This window comes from Paenibacillus sp. FSL W8-0439 (genome assembly GCF_038008995.1).
GTDB classification, from domain to species: Bacteria; Bacillota; Bacilli; order Paenibacillales; family Paenibacillaceae; genus Paenibacillus; species Paenibacillus polymyxa.
This window is the reverse complement of sequence record NZ_JBBPAK010000001.1, coordinates 4,847,236-4,871,829: the sequence shown is the minus strand read 5'-3', so window position 1 is coordinate 4,871,829 and position 24,594 is coordinate 4,847,236. Positions and strand designations below refer to the sequence as shown.

The window sequence follows — 24,594 nt, the reverse complement described above, 5'->3', positions numbered from 1 at the left end:
TTCGTGATCCGTAAAGTGTGGTGACTCCGTTCACCACCTTTTTATTTGGCAAGAAAATATGGATATAAATGTTGTGAAGCTTTAAACTGAAAACATGTAAGCGCTTATCTCACAGGAGGGATGGCATGTATCGTGGAGTAAGGCATCTGATGAATAATATGCGTATGCGGAATAAGTTGCTCTTCTCCTACGTACTGATTGTCATGATCCCAGTGCTGTTGGTGGGCGGCTGCGTTATTTTTTATTTGCGAGAGCAGGCACTGGACAGTGCGATTGCCCAGACGGTAAATAATGTGGAAAAGATTAAGAGCCAGACAGCAAATTTATTACGTGTACCAACAGATATTTCAAATGGGCTAATGTTCGATAAAAGGCTAAAGGAGATGGCGAACCGCCGTTATCCCGGCATGGTGGAGCTCATGAATGCGTACCATCAGTACAAGGATTTTAATGAGTACACCCAGCAATATAGAGAGGTTGCTACTATCCGGTTCTATTCTTACAATCCGACATTGGTCAACAATCTAGAGTTTATTCCTGTGGACGCTAACATTGAGCGGCAGCCGTGGTTCCAGGAGGCTTTGAAGGGGACGGCGATTAACTGGTTTTACATTCAGGATAAGGAGGATAACCCAGTTAATCGCCTCAGCCTGGTACGGCAAATTCCTTTTCCCGAATACAATTCCAAGGGAGTTCTGATGATTGCACTGAGTCAGACCGAGTTGAATCATATGCTGAGCAAGGAGCCCTTTGAAACCTTGATTGCGGATCGTAACGGAATTGTGGTCGCAGCTACCCATCCGCAGTCAGTAGGTCGGACGTTGACGGATTTACATTTAGGCTTTGATGTCCAGCGTGCAGGTAAGGGGATATATGAAGCAAAAATTAACGGAACCCCCTCGAACATTATTGTGGATGAGTTGCTGCCAACCTCAAGTGTGAGCGGATTGACGATTATTTCGGTGTTTTCAACGGAACATATCGTGCAGGGGGCAAACCGGGTCAGCCTGATTGGTGCATTATGTGTACTAGCGGTACTCATCATGGCGCTGATTCTGATTACCATCATTTCCTGGCTTATTACCAAACGGCTCCAGCGGCTAAGCTATGAGCTGGGTCAGGTAGCTGCGGGTGATTTTCATGTGGTATCAAGTGTGGAGGGAAGGGACGAGATCGGTGATTTATCCCGCCGTTTTAACTATATGGTGAGTAGTATCCGCCAGCTTATGGCCCAGGTCTATGAGACGAGTGAACATAATAATAAGCTTGAATTGGCACAAAAGGATATCAAGCTAAAAATGATGGCAAGCCAAATTAATCCGCATTTTCTGTTTAACGCCTTAGAATCCATTCGAATGAAAGCACACCTGAATGGGGAAGCGGAGATAGCAACGACGGTTCGTTTGCTTGGCAGGCTGATGCGCAGGAATCTGGAGATTGGCAGTGGTAAAACAACCGTATTACAGGAGCTGGATATGGTGCGATCCTATTTGCAAATTCAGCAGTTCAGGTTTGGAAATCGTTTGGTCTATGAAGTGAATTTGGAAGAAAGCGCGAAGGACATGTCGATTCCTCCCTTAATCATACAACCGTTAGTGGAAAATGCAGTCATTCATGGCCTAGAAAATAAGGAAGAACCAGTTACCGTAAAGGTAGATATCACAATAGAACAAAGAGAGCTGTACATTAAAGTGGCTGATGATGGAATTGGCATGGAGGAAGAGCAACTGACCCGTCTGTTGGCTCGGATCACGGGTACGGAGGAGCCGGAAGGGGGCAGTATTGGTCTACGCAATGTTCATCAACGTCTGACATTGATGTATGGTGAACGTTATGGTCTGCATATTGAAAGCGCATTACAGGTAGGAACAACCGTATACTTTTCCATACCAAGGGAGGAAGCGTCGAATGTATAAAGCGATGATTGTAGATGATGAGCCTGCGATTCGTGAAGGACTGTCTTCCATTATTGACTGGGGAGATTGTGGCTTTCGCATCGTCGATACGGCTGAGAACGGACGCGAGGCTTTGGAAAAGTTCGGAGAGCATCGACCAGAACTGGTCATTGTAGATATTCGTATGCCTGGGATGAGTGGACTGGAGGTTATACAAAACATACGCCAAATGAATGGGGAGCCGTACCACTTTCTCATTTTAAGCGGATATGCAGACTTTAATTATGCTAGGCAAGCCATGGGATTCGGGGTGGATGGTTATTTATTGAAGCCCGTTGATGAGGAAGAAATGACGCTAGAGCTGAAACGAGTACGGCAAAGCATTGAGGACGAAAAGGGAGATGGAAAGTGGGGGAGTCCGTCTTCGCATGAGCGCGATTGGCTCGAAGCATTGCTGTTTCCGGTTCATGGAGAACATGCTCGTAATGCTGTAGAACCCAGCCATCGTGCATCTAAGCAAGACGAACATCAAAGTAGCGGTGGAAAACACGGACAACAGCCTGAATTACCAGCATTGGACTGGAGTAGCTATCAGGTGATTCTGCTGGATTTGCGTATACCTGACTGGGATCGGCAAGCCCGGCAGTTGGCAGCAAAGCAGCGGCTGGCCGAATTGTGTCGTGAACAGGGTAGAGGCATTGTGTTTGAGGCTGGAATATATATGGGCCTATTGCTTCCCGCCATGTTAAAAACGGAAAAAGATGCTGCTCAGTTGCTGGCTGCATGGCGACAGGAGCTAAAACCGTGGGTAAATGAAATCTATGGGGCTGCCGGCGCTCCGGTAGACATTCTTAGGGATATCCCCAAATCTTTTGAGCAGGCGTTACGATTATTGGAGCGTATGTTTTTGTTCCGGGCAGAAAGAGTCATGCTTCCCGGCGACCTACGTGAATGGGAGACAGTCCCTGCTGAAATGGATGAAGCGTCTGACAGAGCCCCAGATGATCCCATGCGTTATGCAGAAAAGCTGTACTACGCGCTAGATATGGCTAATGGTAGAGCGGCGACCCGTGTCATTAAGGACATGGAAGTCCAATTTCCCCAGATTTATCGTACAGAATCTGCAATCAAGGCGGCCTTCGCTCAGACATTCACACTCGCACTGAACAAATATGCAGCTGGACAGGAACACAGCCGGACCGTGCTGGAGGAGCATTCCAACTTGATTACCAATGTATATGCCTATTCAACATTGGGCGAGCTGGTGGATCACTCGCTCGAACATGTGTTGCAGTGGATTGGCCAGACTGATACGGGTGGCAAGGAGATCATCATGAAGCAAATGATTGACTTTATACATGGTCATTATGATGAAAATTTGCGACTGGAGTTACTGGCAGATATGTTCAATTACAATAGTGGGTATTTGGGCAAACTGTTTAAAAGTCATACAGGCGAGGCCTTTAATGCCTACCTGGATAAGGTAAGGATTGAGCGAGCAAGGGAATTGCTTGCACAGGGGATTAAGGTACACCAAGTCGCGGGCCGCGTGGGGTATGCGAATGCAGATTATTTTCATAGTAAATTTAAAAAGTATGTTGGAATGTCACCTTCCTCCTACCGTAATCAGGTCCAAAAGAACGGAGGAACAGATGGCTGTTGATCGATTCCCTAGGTTTAACGTTATGAAGTCTCTCTTGCAGATGTCGGAGGTATATCCTCCGAATGAAGAGAGGCTCTTTTTTTATATATTGAAAAAAGACGGATCAATAGAAAATGTCACATTGATTATGGATTTTAGGGCATTTTCATAAAAATGCCATCGTTATGACACAACTTTGACACGATGTTCACATTTTTGATTCAATTTCATTTAAATTTATTCTATATAATGGGGATAATCTGAAGCCCGGTTATGGCCATCATGGGGAAATTAGCTAAGTGAGTCATTTCCTAAAAAAGTGACGGTTTCATATGTAACAATGTGAATACAATCACAAATATAAAAGACTTCAGATCACAAACATTAAATCATTGTTAAGGGAAGTACAGAGGAGGAGCAGCATCATGGACGTATTGGATTTGGCACGGTTGCAGTTTGCAACCACTACGATTCTTCATTTTGTTTATGTGCCAATCTCCATTGGATTGTCATTGTTGGTGGCAATTATGGAGACTATGTATGTTATCAAGAAAAAAGACTTGTACAAAAAAATGGCTCAATTCTGGGGAACGTTTCTGCTGATTAACTTTGCGCTGGGCGTAGTTACCGGAATTTTGCAGGAGTTCCAGTTCGGAATGAATTGGTCGGACTTTTCCCGTTTTGTCGGTGATGTATTTGGTACACCGCTAGCCATTGAAGCATTGCTTGCATTTTTTCTGGAATCAACCTTTATCGGCCTATGGGTATTCGGCTGGGAAAGACTATCCAAAACTGTCCATTTAGTTTGTATGTGGCTAGTAGCGATCGGTACGATGCTCTCGGCTTTATGGATTTTGGCTGCTAATTCATTCATGCAACGTCCCGTAGGATATGGGGTTGTAAATGGCCGGGCAGAAATGCAGGATTTTGCTGCTTTGTTAACAAACGAGCAGCTTTTGTGGGAGTATCCTCACACCATCTTTGCTGCCATTGCAACCGGCGCTTTCCTCGTAGCAGGGATTAGTGCTTGGAAGCTGATGCATAAAAAGAATATGGACTTCTTTAAACCTTCTTTTAAATTGAGCATTATAGTTGCATTAATCTGTGCCATTGCTATTCCTTTGTTTGGTCATGGACAGGCTCAATATTTGATCAAAACACAGCCCATGAAGATGGCAGCCAGTGAAGCTCTGTGGGGAGACAGTGGCGATCCAGCGCCTTGGACGGTTATTGCCAATATTGATCCTGATAAGCAGGAAAATACCTTTGAGATTAAGGTTCCGTTTGCACTGAGCTTTCTGTCGTATAGCAAGTTTTCCGGCTCTGTGCCTGGTATGAAGGAGCTTCAAGCACAGTATGAAAAGACCTACGGTCCGGGTGATTATATTCCGCCTGTCCGTACGACCTTCTGGAGCTTCCGCATTATGATTGCGGCAGGATGTGCCATGATTGCACTTGCTCTGTATGGAGCTTATCTGAGTTTTCGACAAAAATTGGAGGGCTCCCATCGTTGGTTCTTCCGTCTTATGCTGTGGGGAATATCGCTCCCATTCATTGGAAATACTGCGGGCTGGATCATGACAGAAATGGGACGTCAGCCTTGGACTGTGTTTGGCTTGCTTCAAACGAAAGATTCTGTTTCACCTACCGTTGTAGCAGGAGAAGTGTTGTTCTCACTGATTGCATTTACGACGTTGTATCTCATTTTAACGGGTGTATTGGCATTCCTGTTTGCTCGTACCGCTCGTAAAGGCCCAGATATGGAGCCGCATCAGCATACGGTAATTCATGATCCATTTGCTCAAGGGGGTGACAGCATTGTCGTTAAATGATTTATGGTTCTTATTGATCGCTGTGCTGTTCACAGGCTTCTTTTTTCTAGAGGGCTTTGATTTTGGCGTAGGGATGGCTACGGGATTAGTGCCGCGTAATGACCAACAAAAACGTTTGATGATCAATACGATTGGTCCATTCTGGGATGCCAATGAAGTGTGGCTGATTACAGCAGCTGGGGCGATGTTTGCCGCTTTTCCGCATTTTTATGCAACGATGTTTAGCGGATATTATCTGGTATTTGTGTTTATTTTGCTAGGTTTGATCTTGCGAGGAGTCTCCTTTGAGTTCCGGGGCAAGGCCGAAGGGAAAGGGTGGACAGGAACGTGGGATGCTTGCATTCTGATTGGCAGCTTCCTGCCGCCGATGCTGTTTGGCATGGCCTTTGCGGCTTTGGTGAAGGGTGTACCTATTCAGCAAAACATGGATCTGAAAGCCGGATTCTTGGATGTGTTCAATGGATACACCGTATGGATTGGACTGACCGTGGTCGGAATGTGCCTTATGCACGGGCTGACGTTCATTTCTCTGCGGACGATTGGTGAAGTAAGGGATCGTGCTCGTGTGATCGCGTCCAAATTTCTTCCGGTGTTGGGGATTTTGCTTGCTGGTATGGTGGTATGGACTTATTTTGCAACGGATTTATTTGCACGTCGCGGTCCCTTTATGTATGTTGCGGTTGCAGTGGGGATGGTTGCCTATGTGCTAACATGGTATTTCCTGAAGCAGCGCCGTGAAGGATGGGCTTTCGGGATGACTGGTGTCATCATTTTGCTAAGCTTCGTCTCGTTATTCGTTGGCTTGTTCCCAAGATTTATGGTGAGCTCGATCAACAGTGCTTTTGATTTGACGATATATAATGCAAGCTCCAGTCATTACACACTGAAAGCCATGACGATTGTTGCAGCAACGCTTTTACCCTTTGTGTTGGCTTATCAGGCGTGGAGCTATTTTGTTTTCCATAAGCGTCTCAGTGAGAAAGATCATCTGGAATACTAATGGATAAAGCCTGGTTTGAATTAAAGGGCATTCGGCCAGTAATGCTGCTGCTGGCCGCCCTTTCCCTGCTCCAGGGAGCAGCGGTAATTGCACAAGCCATCTTTTTGGCAAAGGCTGTTACGATTTTATTTAAACAAAATCCGCTAGTAATGGCTTGGCCATCGCTGGCGTTGTTTTTCGCGGCTTTTGCAGTGAGGCATACGATGATCTGGCTGCAACGCCGGACAGCCGGTCGTTTCGCCGAAGCAGCAGGCGCTTCCTTACGGGAGCGTCTGCTTGCGCGTTTGTTTGAGCGAGGCCCGGGTTTTGCTGCGCGGGAAGGAAGCGGCAAGTTGGTGACGCTAGCGCTGGATGGCGTGGATCGGGTTCGCAATTATTTGGAAATATCCATTCCTCGTATGATAGACATGATGGCTGTAACCTTACTTGTACTTGTGTATGTTTTCACATTGGATATGATTTCAGGTGTGATTTTGACGACTACGATGCCGATTCTGGTGGGCTTCTTTATTTTACTCGGCTTGGCGGCGCGAAAGCAGGCAGACAAGCAGTGGCGTTCCTATCGTCTGTTATCACATCATTTTACGGATTCGTTGCGTGGACTACAGACACTAAGGTTTTTGGGACGCAGTCGGGCGCATGAGGAAACCGTAGGGAAGGTCAGCGACCAGTATCGTACAGCCACGATGCGTACGCTGCGGGTAGCGTTTCTTTCTTCATTTGCCCTCGATTTTTTCAGTATGCTGTCGGTCGCTTTTGTAGCGGTAGGCTTGGGTCTGCGTCTGATTAGTGGTTCAGTGGGACTGGAGGCAGCGCTTGCGGTGCTTATTCTGGCACCGGAATATTTTATGCCTATACGACAGTTGGGATCAGACTATCACGCCTCATTGGATGGTAAAGAGGCTTGGGGAGCGATACGCTCGATTCTCGGTGCAGAAGAAGAAGCGACGGAGACGAATGCACAGACAGTTCAAGATAAAGGATTAGACATCACGGGGCAGGACATCCTTAAGCTGTCTGATGTCTGTTTACTTAATGAAGACGGCTCTGCCCGGCTTGAACATGTGTCTGCAAGTGTTGAACCGCACATGAACATGATCGGCATCGTCGGAGCCAGTGGTGCAGGCAAAACGACATTGCTTAGTCTGCTTGGCGGCTTTTCTGACCTGACTTCAGGTGAGGTGATCCTTAATGGATGCCGATTATCTGCGGATACCAAAGCTGAATGGCAGCGGCATATTGCCTATATTCCACAGCATCCTTACCTGTTTAGCGCTACTTTGGCAGATAATATTCGCTTTTATGAGCCGGGGGCATCCAACCAGCAGGTAGAGTGGGCGATTGACGCGGTTGGACTGCGTGAGCTGGTGGACGGTCTTCCGAGTGGGTTGAATGAGCCTATTGGTGAAGCAGGCCGGACATTGAGCGGAGGACAGGCGCAGCGGATTGCCTTGGCGCGCGCTTTGCTCAGTGACCGTCCGATTATTTTATTGGATGAGCCTACGACACATTTGGATATTGAGACAGAATGGGAATTAAAACAGACCATATTGTCCGTATTGAAACACAAGAGGATGTTTCTCGCCACCCATCGACTGCATTGGATGCCGGATATGGACTGTGTCTGGATGATGAATCAAGGTCGTCTGGAAGAGGTAGGTTCCCATCAGCAACTGGTTGCACAAAAGGGAGAATATTATCGATTGCTGACGGGAATGTCGGAAGGAGGAGGCGGGCGATATGAGAGCAACGGACAATAGTAGCCAAGGCTGGCTTTTACCTTATCTGAAACACTATTTTTGGGCCTTTCTAGCAGCAGCTCTTTTGGGGGCGCTGTCCATTGGGTGTGCAGGCGCGCTGCTCTTTACGTCCGGCCATCTGATTACTCGTTCGGCCTTAAAACCTGAAAATATATTAATGGTGTATGTGCCCATTGTGCTTGTGCGAACGTTTGGTTTTAGTAAAGCTGTCATTCAGTATTTGGAACGCTTGGTAGGTCATGATGCTGCGCTGCGGCTTGTGTCTCGTATGCGGGTACGCTTGTATCGGGCAGTGGAACCGCAGGCGCTGATGATTCGCAGCAAATTTCGTACAGGGGATCTATTGGGATTGCTGGCAGAGGATATTGAGCAGCTTCAAAATATCTATCTGAAGCTGGTTCTGCCTGCGTTATCGGCTTTGCTGATATATGCAACAGGCATCTTGGCGCTTGGCTGGATGGATGGAACATTTGCCTTGCTGATGGCGCTATATGGGGGATTTTTGCTTTTTATCGCCCCAGCTATCTCACTTTGGACCTCACTCGCCAAACGGCGTACGTTCAAGCAGGAACGGAGTAAATCTTATCAGGAACTGACGGATGCTTTGTTCGGCATGAGTGATCTGGTGCTGAGCGGACGAACTGGGCATTTCCTTAGCACCTTTACACAACGGCACAAGAGGGCTGCCATGGTGGAAAATTCACTTCGCCGGAACGAGTGGCGTTCTCATTGGATCGCACAATGCTTTGTAGGTGGAGGAATTGTAATTATGACTGTGTGGGCCGGAGGACTGGTAGCACAGGGTCGCATTGAAGCGACATGGCTGGCATCCTTTGCGCTAGTAACTTTTCCGTTGCTGGATGCTTTCGTTCGCGCTGGGGAAGCGGTGGTTCATGCGCCGGAGTATCAGGATTCACTTCGACGGCTAAACGATTCCGAGAAAGGTACATCTGCACTTGCAGCACGATCAGATGCAGGACAACCAGCAGCAGACGATGTAGCAGATACTAAAAAGGAACAGGCTACCGCTCAGCGATTAAGCCACGGGGGAGACCTTCTGCTTAACAACGTAAGCTACCGCTATGCGGCAACGCAGGAATGGAGTGTGCGTAATATCTCCCTACACGTACCGCAGGGGGGCAAGGTTGCATTGCTTGGCCGCAGTGGTGCGGGTAAGTCTACGCTGCTGAATCTGATTCAAGGAGCATTGCAGCCTGATGAAGGCAGCGTCACTGTCGCAGGAGTGCCTGTATTTACAGGTGGAGCATACTCCAGTCTATTTGCGGTGCTAAACCAGCAACCGTATTTGTTCGATACGACGGTAGCAAACAATATTCGATTGGGACGACCCGACGCCACGCTGGATGAGGTTCGTGCAGTGACGGAGCAGGTAGGGCTTGGAACCCTGATTGATTCTTTACCAGAGGGTTACGATACAAGAATGCAGGAGACGGGTCTTCGCTTTTCCGGTGGAGAAAGACAGCGCATTGCACTGGCGCGGATTTTGTTGCAAAATCACCCAATTGTTTTGCTGGATGAGCCGACCGTGGGGCTTGATCCGCTGACGGAGCATGAACTTATGCAGACGATGTTTCGCGTGCTGGAAGGCAAAACATTGATCTGGATCACTCATCATCTCACAGGAATGAAGCATATGGATGAGGTGATCTTTATGGAACAAGGCACCATCTCCATGCGAGGCAGTCATGATGAGCTGTGGCGAGATCATACCCGATACCGTAATCTGTATAAGCTGGATCATCCGGGTCTGGAAAAACAGTAATGATCACCGTGTCGGATAATATGGTTCATCTGCTATAAGCTTTGAAACAAGGTATTTAAAATTTCGATTAACTTTTATATACTGGTTAGAGTTGATGCGTCACATGCTCATTAGACATTCAACTGGAGGGGGCTGAAAGAAATGAAAACACTCATCTCTAAACATTGGCATTTGATGCTGATTGGTTTTGTAGCCCTGATCATGGGCGGGTTTGTCTTGTTTTATTTTCAAGGGAGCGTGTCGTCGTTTCCGGCCAATCAATCTCAACAAGCTCAGGAAGAGCCAGATAAAACCAAATACGAGATTGTTACAGTGGGTGTAAAAGGGGACGGTTTCTATCCTAAAAATATTGAAGTGAAAGCCGGCGTTCCAACCAAGATCAATTTTAAAAAAATGACATCCTTTACTTGCATCGATGAAGTACAGTCGTTGAAGATCGGAATGGACGTTTACCTGGATCACGAAAATAATTATTTTACCGTCAAGGATTTAAAACCGGGGGTATATGAGTACAATTGCGGCATGTATATGTACTACGGGACGATCACGGTAAAATAAATCAAAAAAGCTTTCTGGCACATGGGGACTGACCCCATGGATGCTAGAAAGCTTTTTTCTTCCAACTAGGTGAATTGCGACAGTAAGTGTATATATACCATCACCCACCTGTGGTGCAATAAGCATTATCCTTTACCTCTGATCAGCTTACATTGCTGATCTTTTGTTTTTTACAAGACTTCTCTCAGAGAATTTACATGAGAACGGAGCAGGCGGAATGGTGCTGGACAAGCGATAGCGGTCGCCTTTGTCCCTGAATTTCTACCTTTGTCTGCTTATTCAAGAAATCCGGGGACAACAGCGATGGGAAGCACCATCCGCATGTGTAGTGGCACGAATGTAAATCTTAATCCACTCCCCATATATCTAATTTTGAACTGATTTTTCTCCTAATTCGTCGGGTACCCGCTTTTGAGCCAGCAAAGTATGATAATAGTATCTAGAGATGAGGAGGAGCTTGTTATGGGATCTTCAACTGAAACCGCTTCCAACGCTGATGCTGTGATTCCTGAATCCAATCGGGGAAGACCACGTAAGGCTCGCGGGTCGAAGCCCGAACGCGGTGAAAAAGGCCTGTGGAACAGTGTGAAACAGCAAAAGTACCTTTATTTTATGTCCATTCCTTTCGTCATATGGGTGTTTGTTTTCAGTTATTTTCCACTATGGGGATGGACAATGGCGTTTCAAAAATATAAGCCAGCCAAATCGTTTTGGGATCAAAAGTGGGTAGGGTTAGACAACTTTATTGAGCTTTTTCAGGATGAACGTTTTTATCTGGTATTACGAAATACGCTGGCAATGAGCCTGATGGGTATTGTTTTTGGTTTTGTTGTACCGATCTTTTTTGCAATTCTGCTAAATGAGTTGCGTGGTATGCTGTTCAAGCGAGTTGTGCAGACAGTATCCTACCTCCCGCATTTTGTATCCTGGGTAGTTGTGGCCGGATTGGTGACGAAAATGCTGTCCATTGACGGTGGAATTGTTAACGATATTTTGGTAGCGCTTCATATTGTGGATGAACCGATTCAGTTTATGGCTAAGGGGAGTTGGTTTTGGTACATTGTAACCGCTTCCGACATATGGAAAGAGACAGGTTGGAATACGATTATTTATTTAGCTGCCATCACCGGAATTGACCAGGAACAATATGAAGCTTCACGTGTGGATGGGGCCAGCCGCTGGAGACAGATGTGGCATATTACATTGCCAGGTATCCGCTCGACCATCGCCATTCTGTTTATTATGGCGATTGGACATCTGGTCAGCAATGGTTTTGAAAAGCAGTTCTTACTTGGCAACAGTCTCGTAACGGATTATTCGGAAGTGCTGGATTTGTATGCACTGAATTACGGGATTAATCTGGGCCGCTTCTCTTACGGGACGGCAATAGGCATTTTCAACTCACTGGTTAGCATTCTGTTGTTGTTTACGGCGAACGGTATATTCAAAAAACTGACCAAAGAAAGCATCATGTAGGGAGGGAGAAGCGAAATGACGAATAAGGCATTTAATGCTACACGGTCAGAAAAGCTGTTTGACCTGTTCAACTATATCCTCATGGCTCTGATCGTGGTGTTGACGCTGTACCCGTTTCTGAACGTACTAGCGATTTCTCTGAACAATTCGACGGACACGGTTCGTGGCGGTATTTATATATGGCCTCGTCAGTTTACACTCGAAAATTACAAAACGATTTTCCAGTACGATGGCCTGCTTCGGGGTCTGCAGGTATCGATTTTACGTACAGTAGTTGGAACGGTGCTGGGACTCATCTGTGCTTCTATGCTTGCATTTACGCTGAGTCGGGTCGATTTCCGCGCGCGCAAGTTCATATCCACGTTTCTGGCGTTGACGATGTATTTTTCCGGCGGAATGGTTCCTGTGTTTATTTTGATGCGTGATTTACATTTGCTGGGCACGTTCTGGGTGTATATTTTTCCGGGGCTGATCAGCGCGTTTAATGTTTTTGTCATTCGTTCCTTTATGGATGGTTTGCCGTATGCGCTACAAGAGTCTGCCAAGCTGGATGGAGCCAATGACTTTACGATATATTGGAAGATTATTTTACCGCTGTGCAAGCCTGTGCTGGCGACAATTGCCCTTTTTTTGGCGGTAAATCAATGGAACGCATGGTTTGATACGTACTTGTACAATGGAACCGCCGCGCAGTGGACAACGCTGCAATTTGAGCTGATGAAGATACTGCAAAGTACGCAGCAAGGCGGCGCCAATATGGCGAATAGCAACGATATGGCTAAGCAAATGGCTCAGATTTCGCCAGAGTCGATTAAAATGGCAATCACGATTACCGTCACGCTTCCGATTTTGCTCGTATATCCATTCCTACAAAAATATTTTGTAGGAGGTATGACACTGGGAGCTGTTAAATCATAACAATCCAATCGTAGCAGTCAATCCACAACGATAAAATCCTAGAAATGCAGGAGGTTTTGAACATGAAAAAACACTGGTCCAGATTTGCACTGATTCCCTTGCTCGCCGTATCACTTGCCGCACTCGCAGGTTGCGGTGGAAGCGATAAAACAGCGAAAGAAGGCTCATCCAGCGGCACAGACCCAATTACGTTTAGCTTCTTCGGAGCAGATACAAGCCCGCAATGGAATGGAATGAAAGATGAAATAGGCAAGGAAATCACCAAGAAAACAGGTGTAACCTTGAATGCGGAATTTGATGTCAGCGGTGGAGGTGGGGATGACCGGATTGCTTTGATGGCAGCAAGTGGGGAATACCCAGACCTGGTCTCTCCTAAAGCAAATATTAGCAAGCTTGTGGATGCGGGGGCTATGATTGATCTGACCGATCTGATCAACGATCACGCACCCAATCTCAAAAAGCTATACGGCCCCTATATGGATCGGCTGAAATACAGTAATAAGGATCAAGCCATCTATGTTATTCCTACGTATGCAGGGGTGGGACAGGAGAGTTTTGACGCGACGGGGGGATTTGAAATTCAGCATAAGGTGCTCAAGGAGCTGGGATATCCCAAGGTAAGAACATTGCAGGATTTTGAAAACGTGCTCAAAACCTATGTAGCCAAACATCCGACGATTAATGGCAAAAAAACGATCCCTCTCACGCTGGATGCAGACGACTGGAGAATTATGATTACCGTAACGAACCCTGCTTTCCAGACAACTGGGGCGCCGGATGATGGTGAATATTTTATTGATCCCAAAACTTTTGAAGCCAAGCTTCATTACAAACGTCCGGAAGAAAAAGAATATTTCCGTTGGTTAAACCACATGTACAATGAAGGGCTGCTCGATAAAGATTCGTTTGTGCAAAAAAGCGATCAATACAAATCCAAAATTGCCAGCGGTCGTGTTCTGGGTCTGATCGACCAGGAGTGGGGTTATCAGGATGCCGAAAATGCATTAAAAGCGTCAGGCAAGGCTGATGCCAGCTACGCGCATTTCCCAGTTACACTCTCAGAGGAGTACAAGGATCGTTCCTTTCAGGATACAGGTTTTGCGTCCGGTTATGGTGTAGGGATTACGGAAAGTTGCAAGGACCCGGTGCGGGCTATTAAATTTCTGGATTATTTAGCTTCCGATGAAGGACAGGTGCTAGTGAACTGGGGAATCGAAGGCAAGCACTATGAAATCAAAGACGGCAAACGCGTCATTCCTGCCGATGTATTGGATCAAAAAACGAACAATACAACCAGCTTCAATAAATCCACTGGAATAGACTTGTACACATTAATGAGCGGACACTATGGTGACGGAGTGAAGGACTCTACGGGTAACTACTACACTGCCAAATTCCCGGAACAAATTATCGCGGCTTATTCGAAGCCGGAGAAAGAATCACTGAAAGCGTATGGCGTAAAAACGTGGAAGGAACTGTTTCCAGGAAAAGAAGAATTTGATGTGAAGCCTTGGGGCGCAGCCTATAACCTGACGACAGACAATGAATCCAACTATAACGTTACATTCAAAAAGACGACAGACATAATCCGCAAACGTATACCGGAAGCCATTTTAACACCAGCTTCCAATTTTGATACGGTATACGACAACATGATTAAAGAACTGGATGCCGCCGGAGCTGTCCAAATGGAACAGCAATACACGCAACTGGTGAAGGACAGAGTGGAGTTATGGAGTGGGAAGGCTGCTAAATAACGAGTCCATATTTTCCAAACATTGAAATCTCGGAGTGACAGAGCGCATGCGCCATGGGCAATATGGGTTCAGCGCTTTGTCTGACCTTGATGAGGGAGGGTTTGAGTTGACGAAAGGCGAAAGACCACAGTCCCTACGGTTATGGTATCGCCAGCCTGCTGAGGTATGGGAGGAAGCATTGCCAGTCGGCAATGGACGGCTGGGAGCTATGGTATTTGGCGGGATCAGAGAGGAGCATTTGCAATTAAACGAGGATACGCTCTGGTCCGGATTTCCCAGAGATGGCGTTCAGTATGATGCATTGCGATATTTAGAGCCTGCCAGAAAGCTGATTGCAGATGGAAAATACAAGGAAGCAGAGCAACTGATTAATTCGAACATGCTGGGTCGAGATACAGAAGCCTACCAGCCTTTAGGAGATTTGTGGATTACACAGGAGAACCTAGGGGAGATTGCGCATTATGAACGGGAACTGGATATGCAGACCGGAACGGCAGTGGTCACTTTTCAGAGTGATGGAGTCCACTATACTCGTGAAGTTATCGCCAGTGCACCTGATGGAGTCATTATGGTGTCACTGACTGCGAATAAGGTTGGAAAAATCCATGCATCTGTGCGTATGACTACCCCCCATCCTTGTGAGGATGAAGTTGGAGAGGATGCGCTTGGTGATTCCTCCAAAGGAGCCAACGATAACGATCCATCCGAGGAACCGACCAGGGACTTCATTACGTTGACTGGACGAGCGCCCAGTCATGTGGAATCTAATTATCACGGTGATCATCCACAGTCTGTCGTTTACGAAAATGATTTGGGGATGGCTTTTGCAGTTCAGGCGAGGGTTATTCCCGAGGGAGGAACCTTGACGACGAGGGATGACGGAGCGTTGATCATCTCGGACGCGGATAAAATCACGGTGTATTTGGCAGCGGCTACCGGATTTCGGGGATTTCAGGCTATGCCGAATAGTGATGCAACAGAGTCGGCAGAAGCATGTAAAGTCATTCTAGACGGAGCGATTTCGCTAGGAAGTGAGCAGGTGCGGCAACGCCATGAGCAGGATCACCGGAAGCTGTTTGACCGTGTTGCATTAGAACTGGGAAGTGACACGCTAACTGACGAGTCCGTTCTCCCGACGGATCTGCGATTAGAACGCTATCAGAAAGGTCAGGCAGACCGGGGGCTGGAAGTGCTGTTATTCCAATATGGACGTTATTTGCTAATGGGCAGTTCACGTCCGGGCAGTCAGCCCGCCAATCTTCAGGGCATCTGGAATGACCGGGTACAGCCGCCGTGGAACAGTAACTATACAACCAATATTAATACACAGATGAACTATTGGCCCGCAGAGGTGTGTAATCTTGCCGAGTGCCATGAGCCATTGCTGCACATGATTGGAGAAGTCGGTCGTACGGGACGCAGGGTCGCTTCCATCAATTATGGGGCTCAAGGATGGACAGCTCACCACAATATTGATGTGTGGCGAAACGCCGGACCGTCAGGTGGCCATGCCAGTTGGGCATTTTGGCCGCTTGGGGGTGTATGGCTGACCGCTCACCTATGGGAGCGTTATCTGTTCACCTTGGATACAACCTATTTGGCAGAACAGGCTTATCCGCTTATGAAGGGGGCGGCGGCCTTTTGCCTAGACTGGCTTGTGGAGGGCCCGGATGGTCGGCTTGTAACGTCCCCCTCCACTTCGCCTGAAAATAAATTCATCACGCCCGAAGGCGAGGATTGCAGTATATCCATGGGCTCTACGATGGACATGACGCTGATTCGGGAGCTATTGAGCAACTGTATTCAGGCCGCGGATCTGTTGGAGTTAGACGATGAGTTCCGTAGACGCTGCGAAGAGACACGGGAACGATTAATACCCTATCAAATCGGCCGTCACGGTCAGTTACAGGAGTGGATGGTCGATTTTGAGGAAGCGGAGCCTGGGCATCGACATGTTTCGCATCTTTTCGGGCTTTACCCCGGCCGACAGATCCATATCCGCGATACTCCAGAGCTGGCTGAGGCGGCTCGCATATCGCTACGCCGCCGGCTCGATCATGGTGGCGGTCATACCGGGTGGAGCTGTGCCTGGTTGATTAACCTGTACGCCCGGCTGGAAGATGGCGACACTGCGCATCGGTATGTTCGCACGTTGCTGTCGCGGTCGACCTACCCTAATTTATTCGACGCTCACCCGCCTTTTCAGATCGACGGTAACTTTGGTGCGACGGCAGGCATAGCAGAAATGCTGCTGCAAAGCCGCCCGGGCGAGCTGACGCTATTGCCTGCCCTGCCATTGGCATGGCCTGAAGGACGGGTCAGCGGCTTGAAAGGGCGTGGCGGAAATACGGTCAGCATGGAATGGTCCGGTTCGCGGCTCGTCCGTGCGGAGCTTACCACATCGGTCCAGACGGGAAGCTGTACGATTCGCAGTGCACATCCGTTTAGCGTTGATGATCGTCGGGCTCAGCCTGATCCCAAGCACGGAGGATTTATTTTGTCATGGACTTTTACCAAAAAGCAGGAAACAACGAATGAATATACGATTATAATTGAGGGAGAGGAAGAGACACAATGACTATTTTTCAATTTCCGCAGGACTTTATGTGGGGTACCGCAACGGCCGCCTACCAAATCGAGGGGGCTTACCAGGAGGATGGGAGAGGGGTGTCGATCTGGGATACCTTTGCCCATACGCCTGGCAAAGTGTTCAACGGTGATAACGGCAATGTAGCTTGTGACAGCTATCATCGTTACGAAGAAGATATCCGTCTCATGAAGGAGCTGGGCATTCGTACATATCGTTTCTCGGTGTCCTGGCCACGTATATTCCCTAATGGTGATGGTGAAGTCAATCAAGAGGGATTGGACTATTATCATCGTGTAGTTGATTTGTTGAATGACAACGGAATTGAACCGTTTTGTACACTGTATCACTGGGATCTGCCTCAGGCGCTACAGGATGCCGGAGGATGGGGGAATCGTCGCACAATTCAGGCCTTTGTCCAGTTTGCGGAAACGATGTTCCGTGAGTTTCACGGTAAAATACAGCATTGGCTGACATTCAATGAACCGTGGTGTATCGCCTTTTTATCCAATATGCTGGGAGTTCATGCCCCGGGTCTGACGAATCTCCAGACTGCGATTGATGTAGGACATCATCTGCTGGTTGCGCATGGCCTATCTGTACGCCGATTCCGCGAGCTTGGCACCAGTGGCCAGATCGGTATCGCCCCAAATGTCTCCTGGGCTGTTCCTTACAGCACTTCTGAGGAAGATAAAGCGGCTTGTGCACGCACGATTTCCCTGCACAGTGACTGGTTTCTCCAGCCTATTTATCAAGGCTCGTATCCTCAGTTTTTGGTAGACTGGTTTGCGGAACAGGGAGCCACCGTACCTATACAAGATGGAGATATGGACATTATCGGTGAGCCAATTGATATGATTGGTATCAATTATTATAGTATGTCGGTTAATCGATTTAATCCGGAGGCAGGATTTCTTCAATCTGAAGAAATCAATATGGGACTACCTGTAACAGATATCGGCTGGCCGGTGGAGTCACGTGGTCTGTATGAGGTACTACATTATTTGCAAAAATACGGTAACATCGATATTTACATCACAGAGAACGGGGCTTGTATCAATGATGAGGTCGTAAACGGAAAGGTGCAAGATGATCGTCGAATTTCCTACATGCAGCAGCATTTGGTGCAGGTGCACCGGGCAATTCATGATGGTCTTCATGTTAAAGGCTATATGGCATGGTCACTTTTGGACAATTTTGAGTGGGCAGAGGGGTATAATATGAGATTTGGCATGATTCATGTCGATTTTCGCACACAGGTCCGCACCCCCAAGGAAAGTTACTATTGGTATCGAAATGTAGTAAGTAATAACTGGTTGGAGACTAGACGCTAAACAAAGAGAAATGATCTGAATATAAAGCAAATTTAGGTCTGCCTCCGCTCCCGTTTGTTTAAATAGGAGGTCCTCTGGGGTAATAATAGCCAAGATGAATTACAGATGGTTCTAGTATATAGAGGCCGGCAAGAATAAAAAAATAAAAAATGTGCATACTGAAAAAAATACCTGGCGAGGGCACTTTTTAACCATTTTAAACTAGAGGGAGTGGAGGGTATGGCTTCGAATTTTAGAAAATCAGGATCAAGGGATAACCAAATGAGCCGCACGGTATCTGTTATTTCTTTGATCGCTTGCATTGTAGGTATTATTCTTATTTTGCTTGATATAGGGAATTTAACCGATCGTAATATCTATCTAATGACAGGCATTGGCGCCTTTGCTGCCGGAATTTTCATTTTTCTAATCGGGAAATCATTTGTCATTGCCCGCAAGAAGGAAGACCAAGAGAACGGACATCGTTAATACAATTGAAAAGATGATGTAAAACTGATAACGAAAACAACAGCGCGGGGCTTCGAGCAGTGTAGGATGATAACTGTAAGGAGTCCCGATTTTTGCTTTAGTATAGCTTTTTTAAGATACTTCAAGATGCATAATTAACGTTTTTATATGTCATTTTTGAATTAAAAAGAAATTTTGAATTTGCAAGAGAAATTTTATTTTTAGAGAGGTTTTTCACAAAAATCGGACAAATAATCGACAATTCTGTTAACAATAAAAAAAGTGGCCGCTTTTCTGCTATCTTATATAAGGGCAACATTACAGGAGTTCGTTAGTTTTGAGTAATTTACTATTTTAAGGAGAGGGGAACAACATGAACAAAAAACCAAAAGCGATTATTGCGTTGGTTTTGACCGTGCTCACGGTAGCATTGCTCATCTGGACGTGTTTTTATGCTGGCGGAAAATACGTTGTTTTCGATCCGAAAGGACCAATTGGGCAAGCACAAAAAGAGCTGATCATTCTTACAACTGCATTGTCTGCGCTTATAATTGTACCGGTTATGATTTTGACCTTCTTCATCATTTGGCGGTATCGCGATACCCCAACAAACAAGGTGAAGTATCAACCCCATTGGGATGACAGCAAAAAGCTGGAAACCACATGGTGGGCTATTCCGATTATCGTTATCTGTATTATTGCGGTCATCACTGCGAGATATACCTACATGCTGGAGCCTTCCAAGCCGATTGCAAGCACGCAAAAGCCAGTAACGATTCAAGTAACCTCATTGGACTGGAAATGGCTCTTTATGTACCCAGAGGAAGGTATAGCTACAGTTAACCAAGTTCACATTCCTAAAGGTGTTCCAGTCCGTTTTGAACTGACTGCTGACGCTCCGATGAACTCGTTCTGGATTCCGCAATTGGGCGGTCAAATCTACACCATGTCAGGCATGGCCATGAAACTGCATTTGCAGGCCGATCACGAAGGAACTTACTTTGGCTCGGGTGCAAACTTTAGCGGTGAGCATTTTGGACAAATGCGTTTTGATGTAGAAGTCCAGTCGGATGAAGAGTATAAAAACTGGGTCGCTGACATCAAGAAGCAGTCTAAGCCGCTGACGAAAGACGGCTATTTGGCGCTTGCAAAACCAGGTTTGTCCCAGCCTGATGAGTATTCTTCGATTCCAGACGGATTGTTCAAAGAGATTGTCAACAAGTATGTAGTGGAAGGCTCTTCTAACCCCCATGCTGGACATGGTGAAGCTACATCCACAGAAGATTCATCCAAGACCGGCACAGAAGAGCATGCCAAAATGGATATGAGTCATATGAATATGAGCGGACACAATTAAAATGATTATAGGGAAGGAGGCCCCCAATGCTTGACAAAATAAAAGAGTTTGCATCCACTTTCTTCGTTACTGGAGACCCGATGATCTATGGAGCGGACGTTTCCATCGCACTAGCAACGATCGGGATCGTGTTTGTGCTCACTTATTTCAAAAAATGGGGCTGGCTTTGGAAAAACTGGTTGACTACGGTTGACCATAAAAAAGTCGGTATTATGTATATTCTTGCGGCCATCTTGATGTTATTCCGCGGAGGCGTGGATGCGTTATTGATGCGTATTCAACTTGCTACACCTGATGTGACACTCTTACATCCTGAGCATTACAACCAGATTTTTACAACTCACGGCACAATCATGATCTTGTTTATGGCGATGCCGTTGATGTTTGGTTTGTTTAACATCGCCGTACCCCTTCAAATTGGTGCGCGCGACGTTGCGTTTCCTTTCCTGAACGCATTGAGCTTCTGGCTTTTCTTTATGGGTGCGATGTTGTTCAACTTGTCCTTCGTTATTGGCGGTTCGCCAGATGCAGGCTGGTTGAGTTATCCACCGCTCTCAGAACTGCAATTTAGTCCTGGCGTCGGTCAGAACTTCTATATCTGGGGTATTCAGATTTCCGGTATAGGTTCATTGGCTACAGGGATCAACTTTATTGTTACCATCATTAAAATGCGTGCACCTGGTATGACTTGGATGAAAATGCCTGTCTTTACGTGGTCCGTATTTTCATCATGTGTTATTATCATTTTCGCGTTCCCGATTCTGACGGTTACTTTAGCTTTGCTATTCCTTGACCGCTTTGGAGGAGGACACTTCTTTACCCTTGATTTCGGCGGTAACCCGATGATGTATATCAACTTGATCTGGATGTGGGGTCACCCTGAGGTATACATTGTAGTATTGCCAGCCTTCGGTATTTATTCCGAGGTTATCAGCGTATTCTCTAAAAAGAAATTGTTTGGTTACAAATCCATGGTTTACGCCATGTTCATTATTGCGATCCTGTCCTTCTTCACGTGGGCGCATCACTTCTTCACAATGGGATCAGGCGCAGATGTTAATGCATTCTTTGCGATTTCGACGATGGTTATCGCAATACCGACAGGGGTTAAAGTATTTAACTGGCTGTTCACGATGTACCGGGGTAAACTCGAATTTAAAACTCCGATGATGTGGTCTATTGCATTTATTCCGAACTTCCTGATTGCAGGTTTGACGGGCGTCATGTTATCTGTAGCGCCTGCGGACTTCCAGTTCCATAACAGTTACTTCCTGATCGCTCACTTTCACTCTGCTCTGATTGGTGGGGTAGTGTTCGGTTACCTGGCAGGTCTGTACTACTGGTGGCCCAAAATGTTCGGTTTCACATTGCCTGAAACGCCTGGTAAATGGGCTTTCTGGTTCTGGAATATCGGGTTCTATGTATGTTTCATTCCGCAATATTCCCTCGGTCTGATGGGTATGACACGTCGTCTGAGCACTTACGGCTGGGATACTGGCTGGCAGCCGCTTAACATGGTGTCAACCGTTGGGGCATTCCTGATGGGGATTGGTTTCTTGTTCCAGGTTCTTCAAATTCTTCTGGGTATCAAAAATTACCGCAAGCTGAAGGATACAACTGGCGACCCTTGGGGTGGTCACACGTTGGAATGGTCAATTCCTTCACCTGCACCGGAATACAATTTTGCTACCATTCCGCAAGTAGAAGAACGCGATGACTGGTGGGCAGAAAAAGATAAACGTGCAAAAGGTATCTTCAGAAAGCAACCGCCAATTGAAGCGATTCATATGCCGAAAAACTCGGCGATTCCATTCATTATGTCGGTATTCTTTTTCATTGCAGGTTTCGGTTTCGTATTTGGATGGTCGTTCTTCTATATTCCAGGGCTGATCGGCGTAGCAATTTGTATGATTTGCCGTTCGTTCTTCTCTTATGATGGCGACTACTATATCCCTGCGGATGAAGTAAAACGCACGGAAGCGGCAATAAGGGGGTCTGTATAATGGCACAAGCAGCAGCACATCACAGCCATGATCATGACCACGGGCATCACGATCCGCAAGAATTGAAGATGCTTGGTTTTTGGATCTTCCTCGTAACGGACGTAATCCTGTTCAGTACCTTGTTCGCAACCTTCGTTGTCCTTCGGAACAACACAGCCGGAGGACCAGGTGGCGCAGAGCTGTTTAACATGACGGGCGTTATTATTGAAACGTTCCTCTTGCTCACAAGCAGCTTCACAAGTGGTCTGGCTGTGTTGGCTATGAACAAAGGAAGCATGAAGGGATTAATCAACTGGTTAATCGTGACGGCAATCCTGGGTCTTGGTTTTATCGGTTTTGAAGTTTACGAGTTTGTTGAAATCGTACATGAAGGTGCTAATTTTGGAACCAGTGCGTTCTTGTCGGCATTCTTCACCTTGGTCGGAACACACGGACTTCACGTTTCGTTAGGTCTGGTTTGGATGATTGGACTTATGTTCCAGTTGAAAAAACGCGGACTTACTCCAGAGACGAAGGGCAAAGTTTCGGCATTGAGCTTGTACTGGCACTTTTTGGACGCTGTCTGGATCTTCTTGCTGACAGTTGTCTATTTGATGGGGGTGATGTAGATGGCACAGCATCAATCAGGAGCAGGTTCGCATGGTCATGATGATTCTCACGGTTCAGTGAAATCCTATGTTATCGGATTTATTCTGTCCATCGTACTGACCATCATTCCTCTCGGCGTGGTTATGAATCATATGTTGAGCCGCACTTCGACGATGGTTGTTATTTTAGCCGCGGCAGTGCTGCAATTTCTGGTTCAGCTATTCTTCTTCATGCACATTCGTGAAAGCAATGGACCACGTTGGAATGTGATGACTTTAATCTTTGGTATAGTGATCCTGTTGACCGTCGTTGGCGGTTCTGTATGGATTATGGAATACAACATGGTAGCACACTAATAAATAACACAAAGAGGAAGCGGCTCTATGCCGCTTCTTCTTTTTTTGTAAAGGGCCTGCTGAAATTAAACTGTGGCTTCTTGAACTCAAGTTTGCATGTGTGTAAAATGGAATTGTATAACAGAAGAGTGAAAAAGATAATACTAATGGAGAGTGAGGAAAACGTCATGAACACCGAAATATTGTTTAAACCTTTTAAGATAGGTAACTTATCGCTTCCCAATCGGATCGTTATGGCTCCCATGACACGAAATTTTTCTCCCCAAGGTGTTCCAGGACCTGAGGTTGCTGCGTATTATCGTCGTCGTGCGGAAAATGCTGTTGGATTGATTATTACGGAGGGAACGGCTATCAATCATCCCGCAGCTGTGGAGCATACAGGCATCCCTAACTTTTATGGTGAAGGGTTACAGGGGTGGGCCAAGGTAGTAGAGGAGGTCCATGCGGCAGGTGGCAAAATTATACCGCAGCTTTGGCATGTGGGTACGGCCCGGAAAATAGGTGCGGATAACCAACCGAATCCCGAGGCATTGCCTGTCGGTCCTTCGGGTATTTCTCCCGCCGGTGAAAAGGTAGTTGAGCCATTGACGGAGGCGGAAATTGCGGATATCATCGCAGCCTTTGCTCAGGCCGCTACCGATGCCAAGCAGGTGGGGTTTGACGGCATTGAACTTCATGGAGCGCATGGCTATTTAATAGATCAATTTTTTTGGGATAAAACCAATAAGCGTACCGATCAATATGGAGGCGATTTGGTTCAGCGGACCCGGTTTGCGGTCGAGGTTATTGAAGCTTGTCGCCGTGCAGTGGGTCCGGATTTTCCAATTGTACTGCGATTCTCCCAGTGGAAGATGTACCATTATGGAGAAAAGCTGGCACAGACACCACAGGAACTTGAACAGTTTCTTGCTCCATTAGTGAAGGCCGGAGTGGATGTATTCCATTGTTCAAGTCGCCGTTTCTGGGAACCGGAATTTGAAGGCTCAGATCTAAATCTGGCAGCTTGGACGAAAAAGATAACAGGCAAGCCAGTGATTACGGTGGGATCTGTTGGTTTGGAGAAGGCATTTCTGAGTGATCTGGAAAAAAATAATAGTCTTCAGACTGATCAATCCAGTAGTGTAGAGGCTCGATTAGAACAACTCATGGGGCTAGTAGAACGAGAGGAAGTTGATCTGGTTGCAGTTGGACGTGCATTGCTGGTTGATCCGGCATTTGCAGTAAAATTGCGTGATCAACAGATAAAAGAAATAATTCCTTACCGTGATGAAGTATTAAAAACGTTGAAATAAGAAAATTTC

The 24,594-nt window shown here is 46.6% G+C and carries 18 protein-coding genes; all 18 read left to right on the top strand.

Annotated features, from left to right (window positions below; genetic code table 11):
• Positions 1-125 precede the first annotated feature (125 nt).
• The 18 genes from MKX36_RS21110 (at position 126) to MKX36_RS21025 (ending at position 24,585) form a co-directional block, all read left to right on the top strand.
• Entirely contained in the window at positions 126-1,916 is a 1,791-nt protein-coding gene (locus MKX36_RS21110; RefSeq protein ID WP_340865575.1) for a cache domain-containing sensor histidine kinase, read from the top strand.
• A complete protein-coding gene (locus MKX36_RS21105) occupies positions 1,909-3,558 on the top strand; it encodes a response regulator transcription factor (RefSeq protein ID WP_340865574.1) in 1,650 nt (549 codons plus the stop codon). The genes MKX36_RS21110 and MKX36_RS21105 overlap by 8 nt, the downstream gene beginning before the upstream one ends.
• Positions 3,559-3,962: 404 nt before the next feature.
• Positions 3,963-5,369: a cytochrome ubiquinol oxidase subunit I gene (locus MKX36_RS21100; RefSeq protein ID WP_016820337.1), complete on the top strand. Its 1,407-nt coding sequence runs from the start codon at positions 3,963-3,965 to the stop codon at positions 5,367-5,369.
• Positions 5,356-6,369: a cytochrome d ubiquinol oxidase subunit II gene (cydB, locus tag MKX36_RS21095; RefSeq protein WP_016820336.1), complete on the top strand. Its 1,014-nt coding sequence runs from the start codon at positions 5,356-5,358 to the stop codon at positions 6,367-6,369. The genes MKX36_RS21100 and cydB overlap by 14 nt, the downstream gene beginning before the upstream one ends.
• Positions 6,369-8,129, top strand: coding sequence for a thiol reductant ABC exporter subunit CydD (gene cydD, locus MKX36_RS21090; protein ID WP_340865570.1), 1,761 nt, complete (start codon positions 6,369-6,371; stop codon positions 8,127-8,129). The genes cydB and cydD overlap by 1 nt, the downstream gene beginning before the upstream one ends.
• Positions 8,110-9,912 carry a thiol reductant ABC exporter subunit CydC gene (cydC, locus tag MKX36_RS21085; protein WP_340865568.1) on the top strand — a complete coding sequence of 601 codons (1,803 nt, stop codon included), beginning with the start codon at positions 8,110-8,112 and terminating at the stop codon, positions 9,910-9,912. Before cydD ends, cydC begins: the two co-directional genes overlap by 20 nt.
• Before the next feature lie 141 nt (positions 9,913-10,053).
• Positions 10,054-10,470, top strand: a complete 417-nt coding sequence (locus MKX36_RS21080; protein WP_016820333.1) for a cupredoxin domain-containing protein — start codon at positions 10,054-10,056, stop codon at positions 10,468-10,470.
• A gap of 462 nt (positions 10,471-10,932) precedes the next feature.
• Positions 10,933-11,946 carry an ABC transporter permease gene (locus MKX36_RS21075; RefSeq protein ID WP_025365852.1) on the top strand — a complete coding sequence of 338 codons (1,014 nt, stop codon included), beginning with the start codon at positions 10,933-10,935 and terminating at the stop codon, positions 11,944-11,946.
• A 15-nt stretch (positions 11,947-11,961) separates the two neighbouring features.
• Positions 11,962-12,864: a carbohydrate ABC transporter permease gene (locus tag MKX36_RS21070; RefSeq protein ID WP_016820331.1), complete on the top strand. Its 903-nt coding sequence runs from the start codon at positions 11,962-11,964 to the stop codon at positions 12,862-12,864.
• Between the two features lie 62 nt (positions 12,865-12,926).
• A complete protein-coding gene (locus tag MKX36_RS21065; protein WP_016820330.1) occupies positions 12,927-14,621 on the top strand; it encodes an ABC transporter substrate-binding protein in 1,695 nt (564 codons plus the stop codon).
• A gap of 106 nt (positions 14,622-14,727) precedes the next feature.
• Entirely contained in the window at positions 14,728-17,199 is a 2,472-nt protein-coding gene (locus MKX36_RS21060; protein WP_340865567.1) for a glycoside hydrolase family 95 protein, read from the top strand.
• Positions 17,196-18,542: a GH1 family beta-glucosidase gene (locus MKX36_RS21055; RefSeq protein ID WP_340865565.1), complete on the top strand. Its 1,347-nt coding sequence runs from the start codon at positions 17,196-17,198 to the stop codon at positions 18,540-18,542. The genes MKX36_RS21060 and MKX36_RS21055 overlap by 4 nt, the downstream gene beginning before the upstream one ends.
• Before the next feature lie 219 nt (positions 18,543-18,761).
• Positions 18,762-19,010, top strand: a complete 249-nt coding sequence (locus MKX36_RS21050; RefSeq protein WP_016820327.1) for a hypothetical protein — start codon at positions 18,762-18,764, stop codon at positions 19,008-19,010.
• A 352-nt stretch (positions 19,011-19,362) separates the two neighbouring features.
• Positions 19,363-20,346, top strand: coding sequence for a ubiquinol oxidase subunit II (gene cyoA / locus MKX36_RS21045; RefSeq protein WP_340865564.1), 984 nt, complete (start codon positions 19,363-19,365; stop codon positions 20,344-20,346).
• Positions 20,347-20,372: 26 nt separating this feature from the next.
• A complete protein-coding gene (locus tag MKX36_RS21040; RefSeq protein ID WP_013373105.1) occupies positions 20,373-22,349 on the top strand; it encodes a cbb3-type cytochrome c oxidase subunit I in 1,977 nt (658 codons plus the stop codon).
• On the top strand, positions 22,349-22,957 hold the full coding sequence (cyoC, locus tag MKX36_RS21035; RefSeq protein WP_016820325.1) for a cytochrome o ubiquinol oxidase subunit III: 609 nt from the start codon (positions 22,349-22,351) through the stop codon (positions 22,955-22,957). The genes MKX36_RS21040 and cyoC overlap by 1 nt, the downstream gene beginning before the upstream one ends.
• Positions 22,958-23,293: a cytochrome o ubiquinol oxidase subunit IV gene (gene cyoD, locus MKX36_RS21030; protein ID WP_016820324.1), complete on the top strand. Its 336-nt coding sequence runs from the start codon at positions 22,958-22,960 to the stop codon at positions 23,291-23,293.
• Between the two features lie 167 nt (positions 23,294-23,460).
• The gene (locus MKX36_RS21025) at positions 23,461-24,585 is read left to right on the top strand and encodes an NADH:flavin oxidoreductase (protein WP_340865560.1); all 1,125 of its coding nucleotides are present in this window, start codon (positions 23,461-23,463) and stop codon (positions 24,583-24,585) included.
• Positions 24,586-24,594: the final 9 nt, after the last annotated feature.

Bases quoted from the DNA above. Each gene is read 5' to 3' on its own strand.
- MKX36_RS21110 (WP_340865575.1), top strand. From the start codon at position 126: ATGTATCGTGGAGTAAGGCATCTGATGAATAATATGCGTATGCGGAAT.
- MKX36_RS21105 (WP_340865574.1), top strand. From the start codon at position 1,909: ATGTATAAAGCGATGATTGTAGATGATGAGCCTGCGATTCGTGAAGGA.
- MKX36_RS21100 (WP_016820337.1), top strand. From the start codon at position 3,963: ATGGACGTATTGGATTTGGCACGGTTGCAGTTTGCAACCACTACGATT.
- cydD (WP_340865570.1), top strand. From the start codon at position 6,369: ATGGATAAAGCCTGGTTTGAATTAAAGGGCATTCGGCCAGTAATGCTG.
- cydC (WP_340865568.1), top strand. From the start codon at position 8,110: ATGAGAGCAACGGACAATAGTAGCCAAGGCTGGCTTTTACCTTATCTG.
- MKX36_RS21080 (WP_016820333.1), top strand. From the start codon at position 10,054: ATGAAAACACTCATCTCTAAACATTGGCATTTGATGCTGATTGGTTTT.
- MKX36_RS21075 (WP_025365852.1), top strand. From the start codon at position 10,933: ATGGGATCTTCAACTGAAACCGCTTCCAACGCTGATGCTGTGATTCCT.
- MKX36_RS21070 (WP_016820331.1), top strand. From the start codon at position 11,962: ATGACGAATAAGGCATTTAATGCTACACGGTCAGAAAAGCTGTTTGAC.
- MKX36_RS21065 (WP_016820330.1), top strand. From the start codon at position 12,927: ATGAAAAAACACTGGTCCAGATTTGCACTGATTCCCTTGCTCGCCGTA.
- MKX36_RS21055 (WP_340865565.1), top strand. From the start codon at position 17,196: ATGACTATTTTTCAATTTCCGCAGGACTTTATGTGGGGTACCGCAACG.
- MKX36_RS21050 (WP_016820327.1), top strand. From the start codon at position 18,762: ATGGCTTCGAATTTTAGAAAATCAGGATCAAGGGATAACCAAATGAGC.
- cyoA (WP_340865564.1), top strand. From the start codon at position 19,363: ATGAACAAAAAACCAAAAGCGATTATTGCGTTGGTTTTGACCGTGCTC.
- MKX36_RS21040 (WP_013373105.1), top strand. From the start codon at position 20,373: ATGCTTGACAAAATAAAAGAGTTTGCATCCACTTTCTTCGTTACTGGA.
- cyoC (WP_016820325.1), top strand. From the start codon at position 22,349: ATGGCACAAGCAGCAGCACATCACAGCCATGATCATGACCACGGGCAT.
- cyoD (WP_016820324.1), top strand. From the start codon at position 22,958: ATGGCACAGCATCAATCAGGAGCAGGTTCGCATGGTCATGATGATTCT.
- MKX36_RS21025 (WP_340865560.1), top strand. From the start codon at position 23,461: ATGAACACCGAAATATTGTTTAAACCTTTTAAGATAGGTAACTTATCG.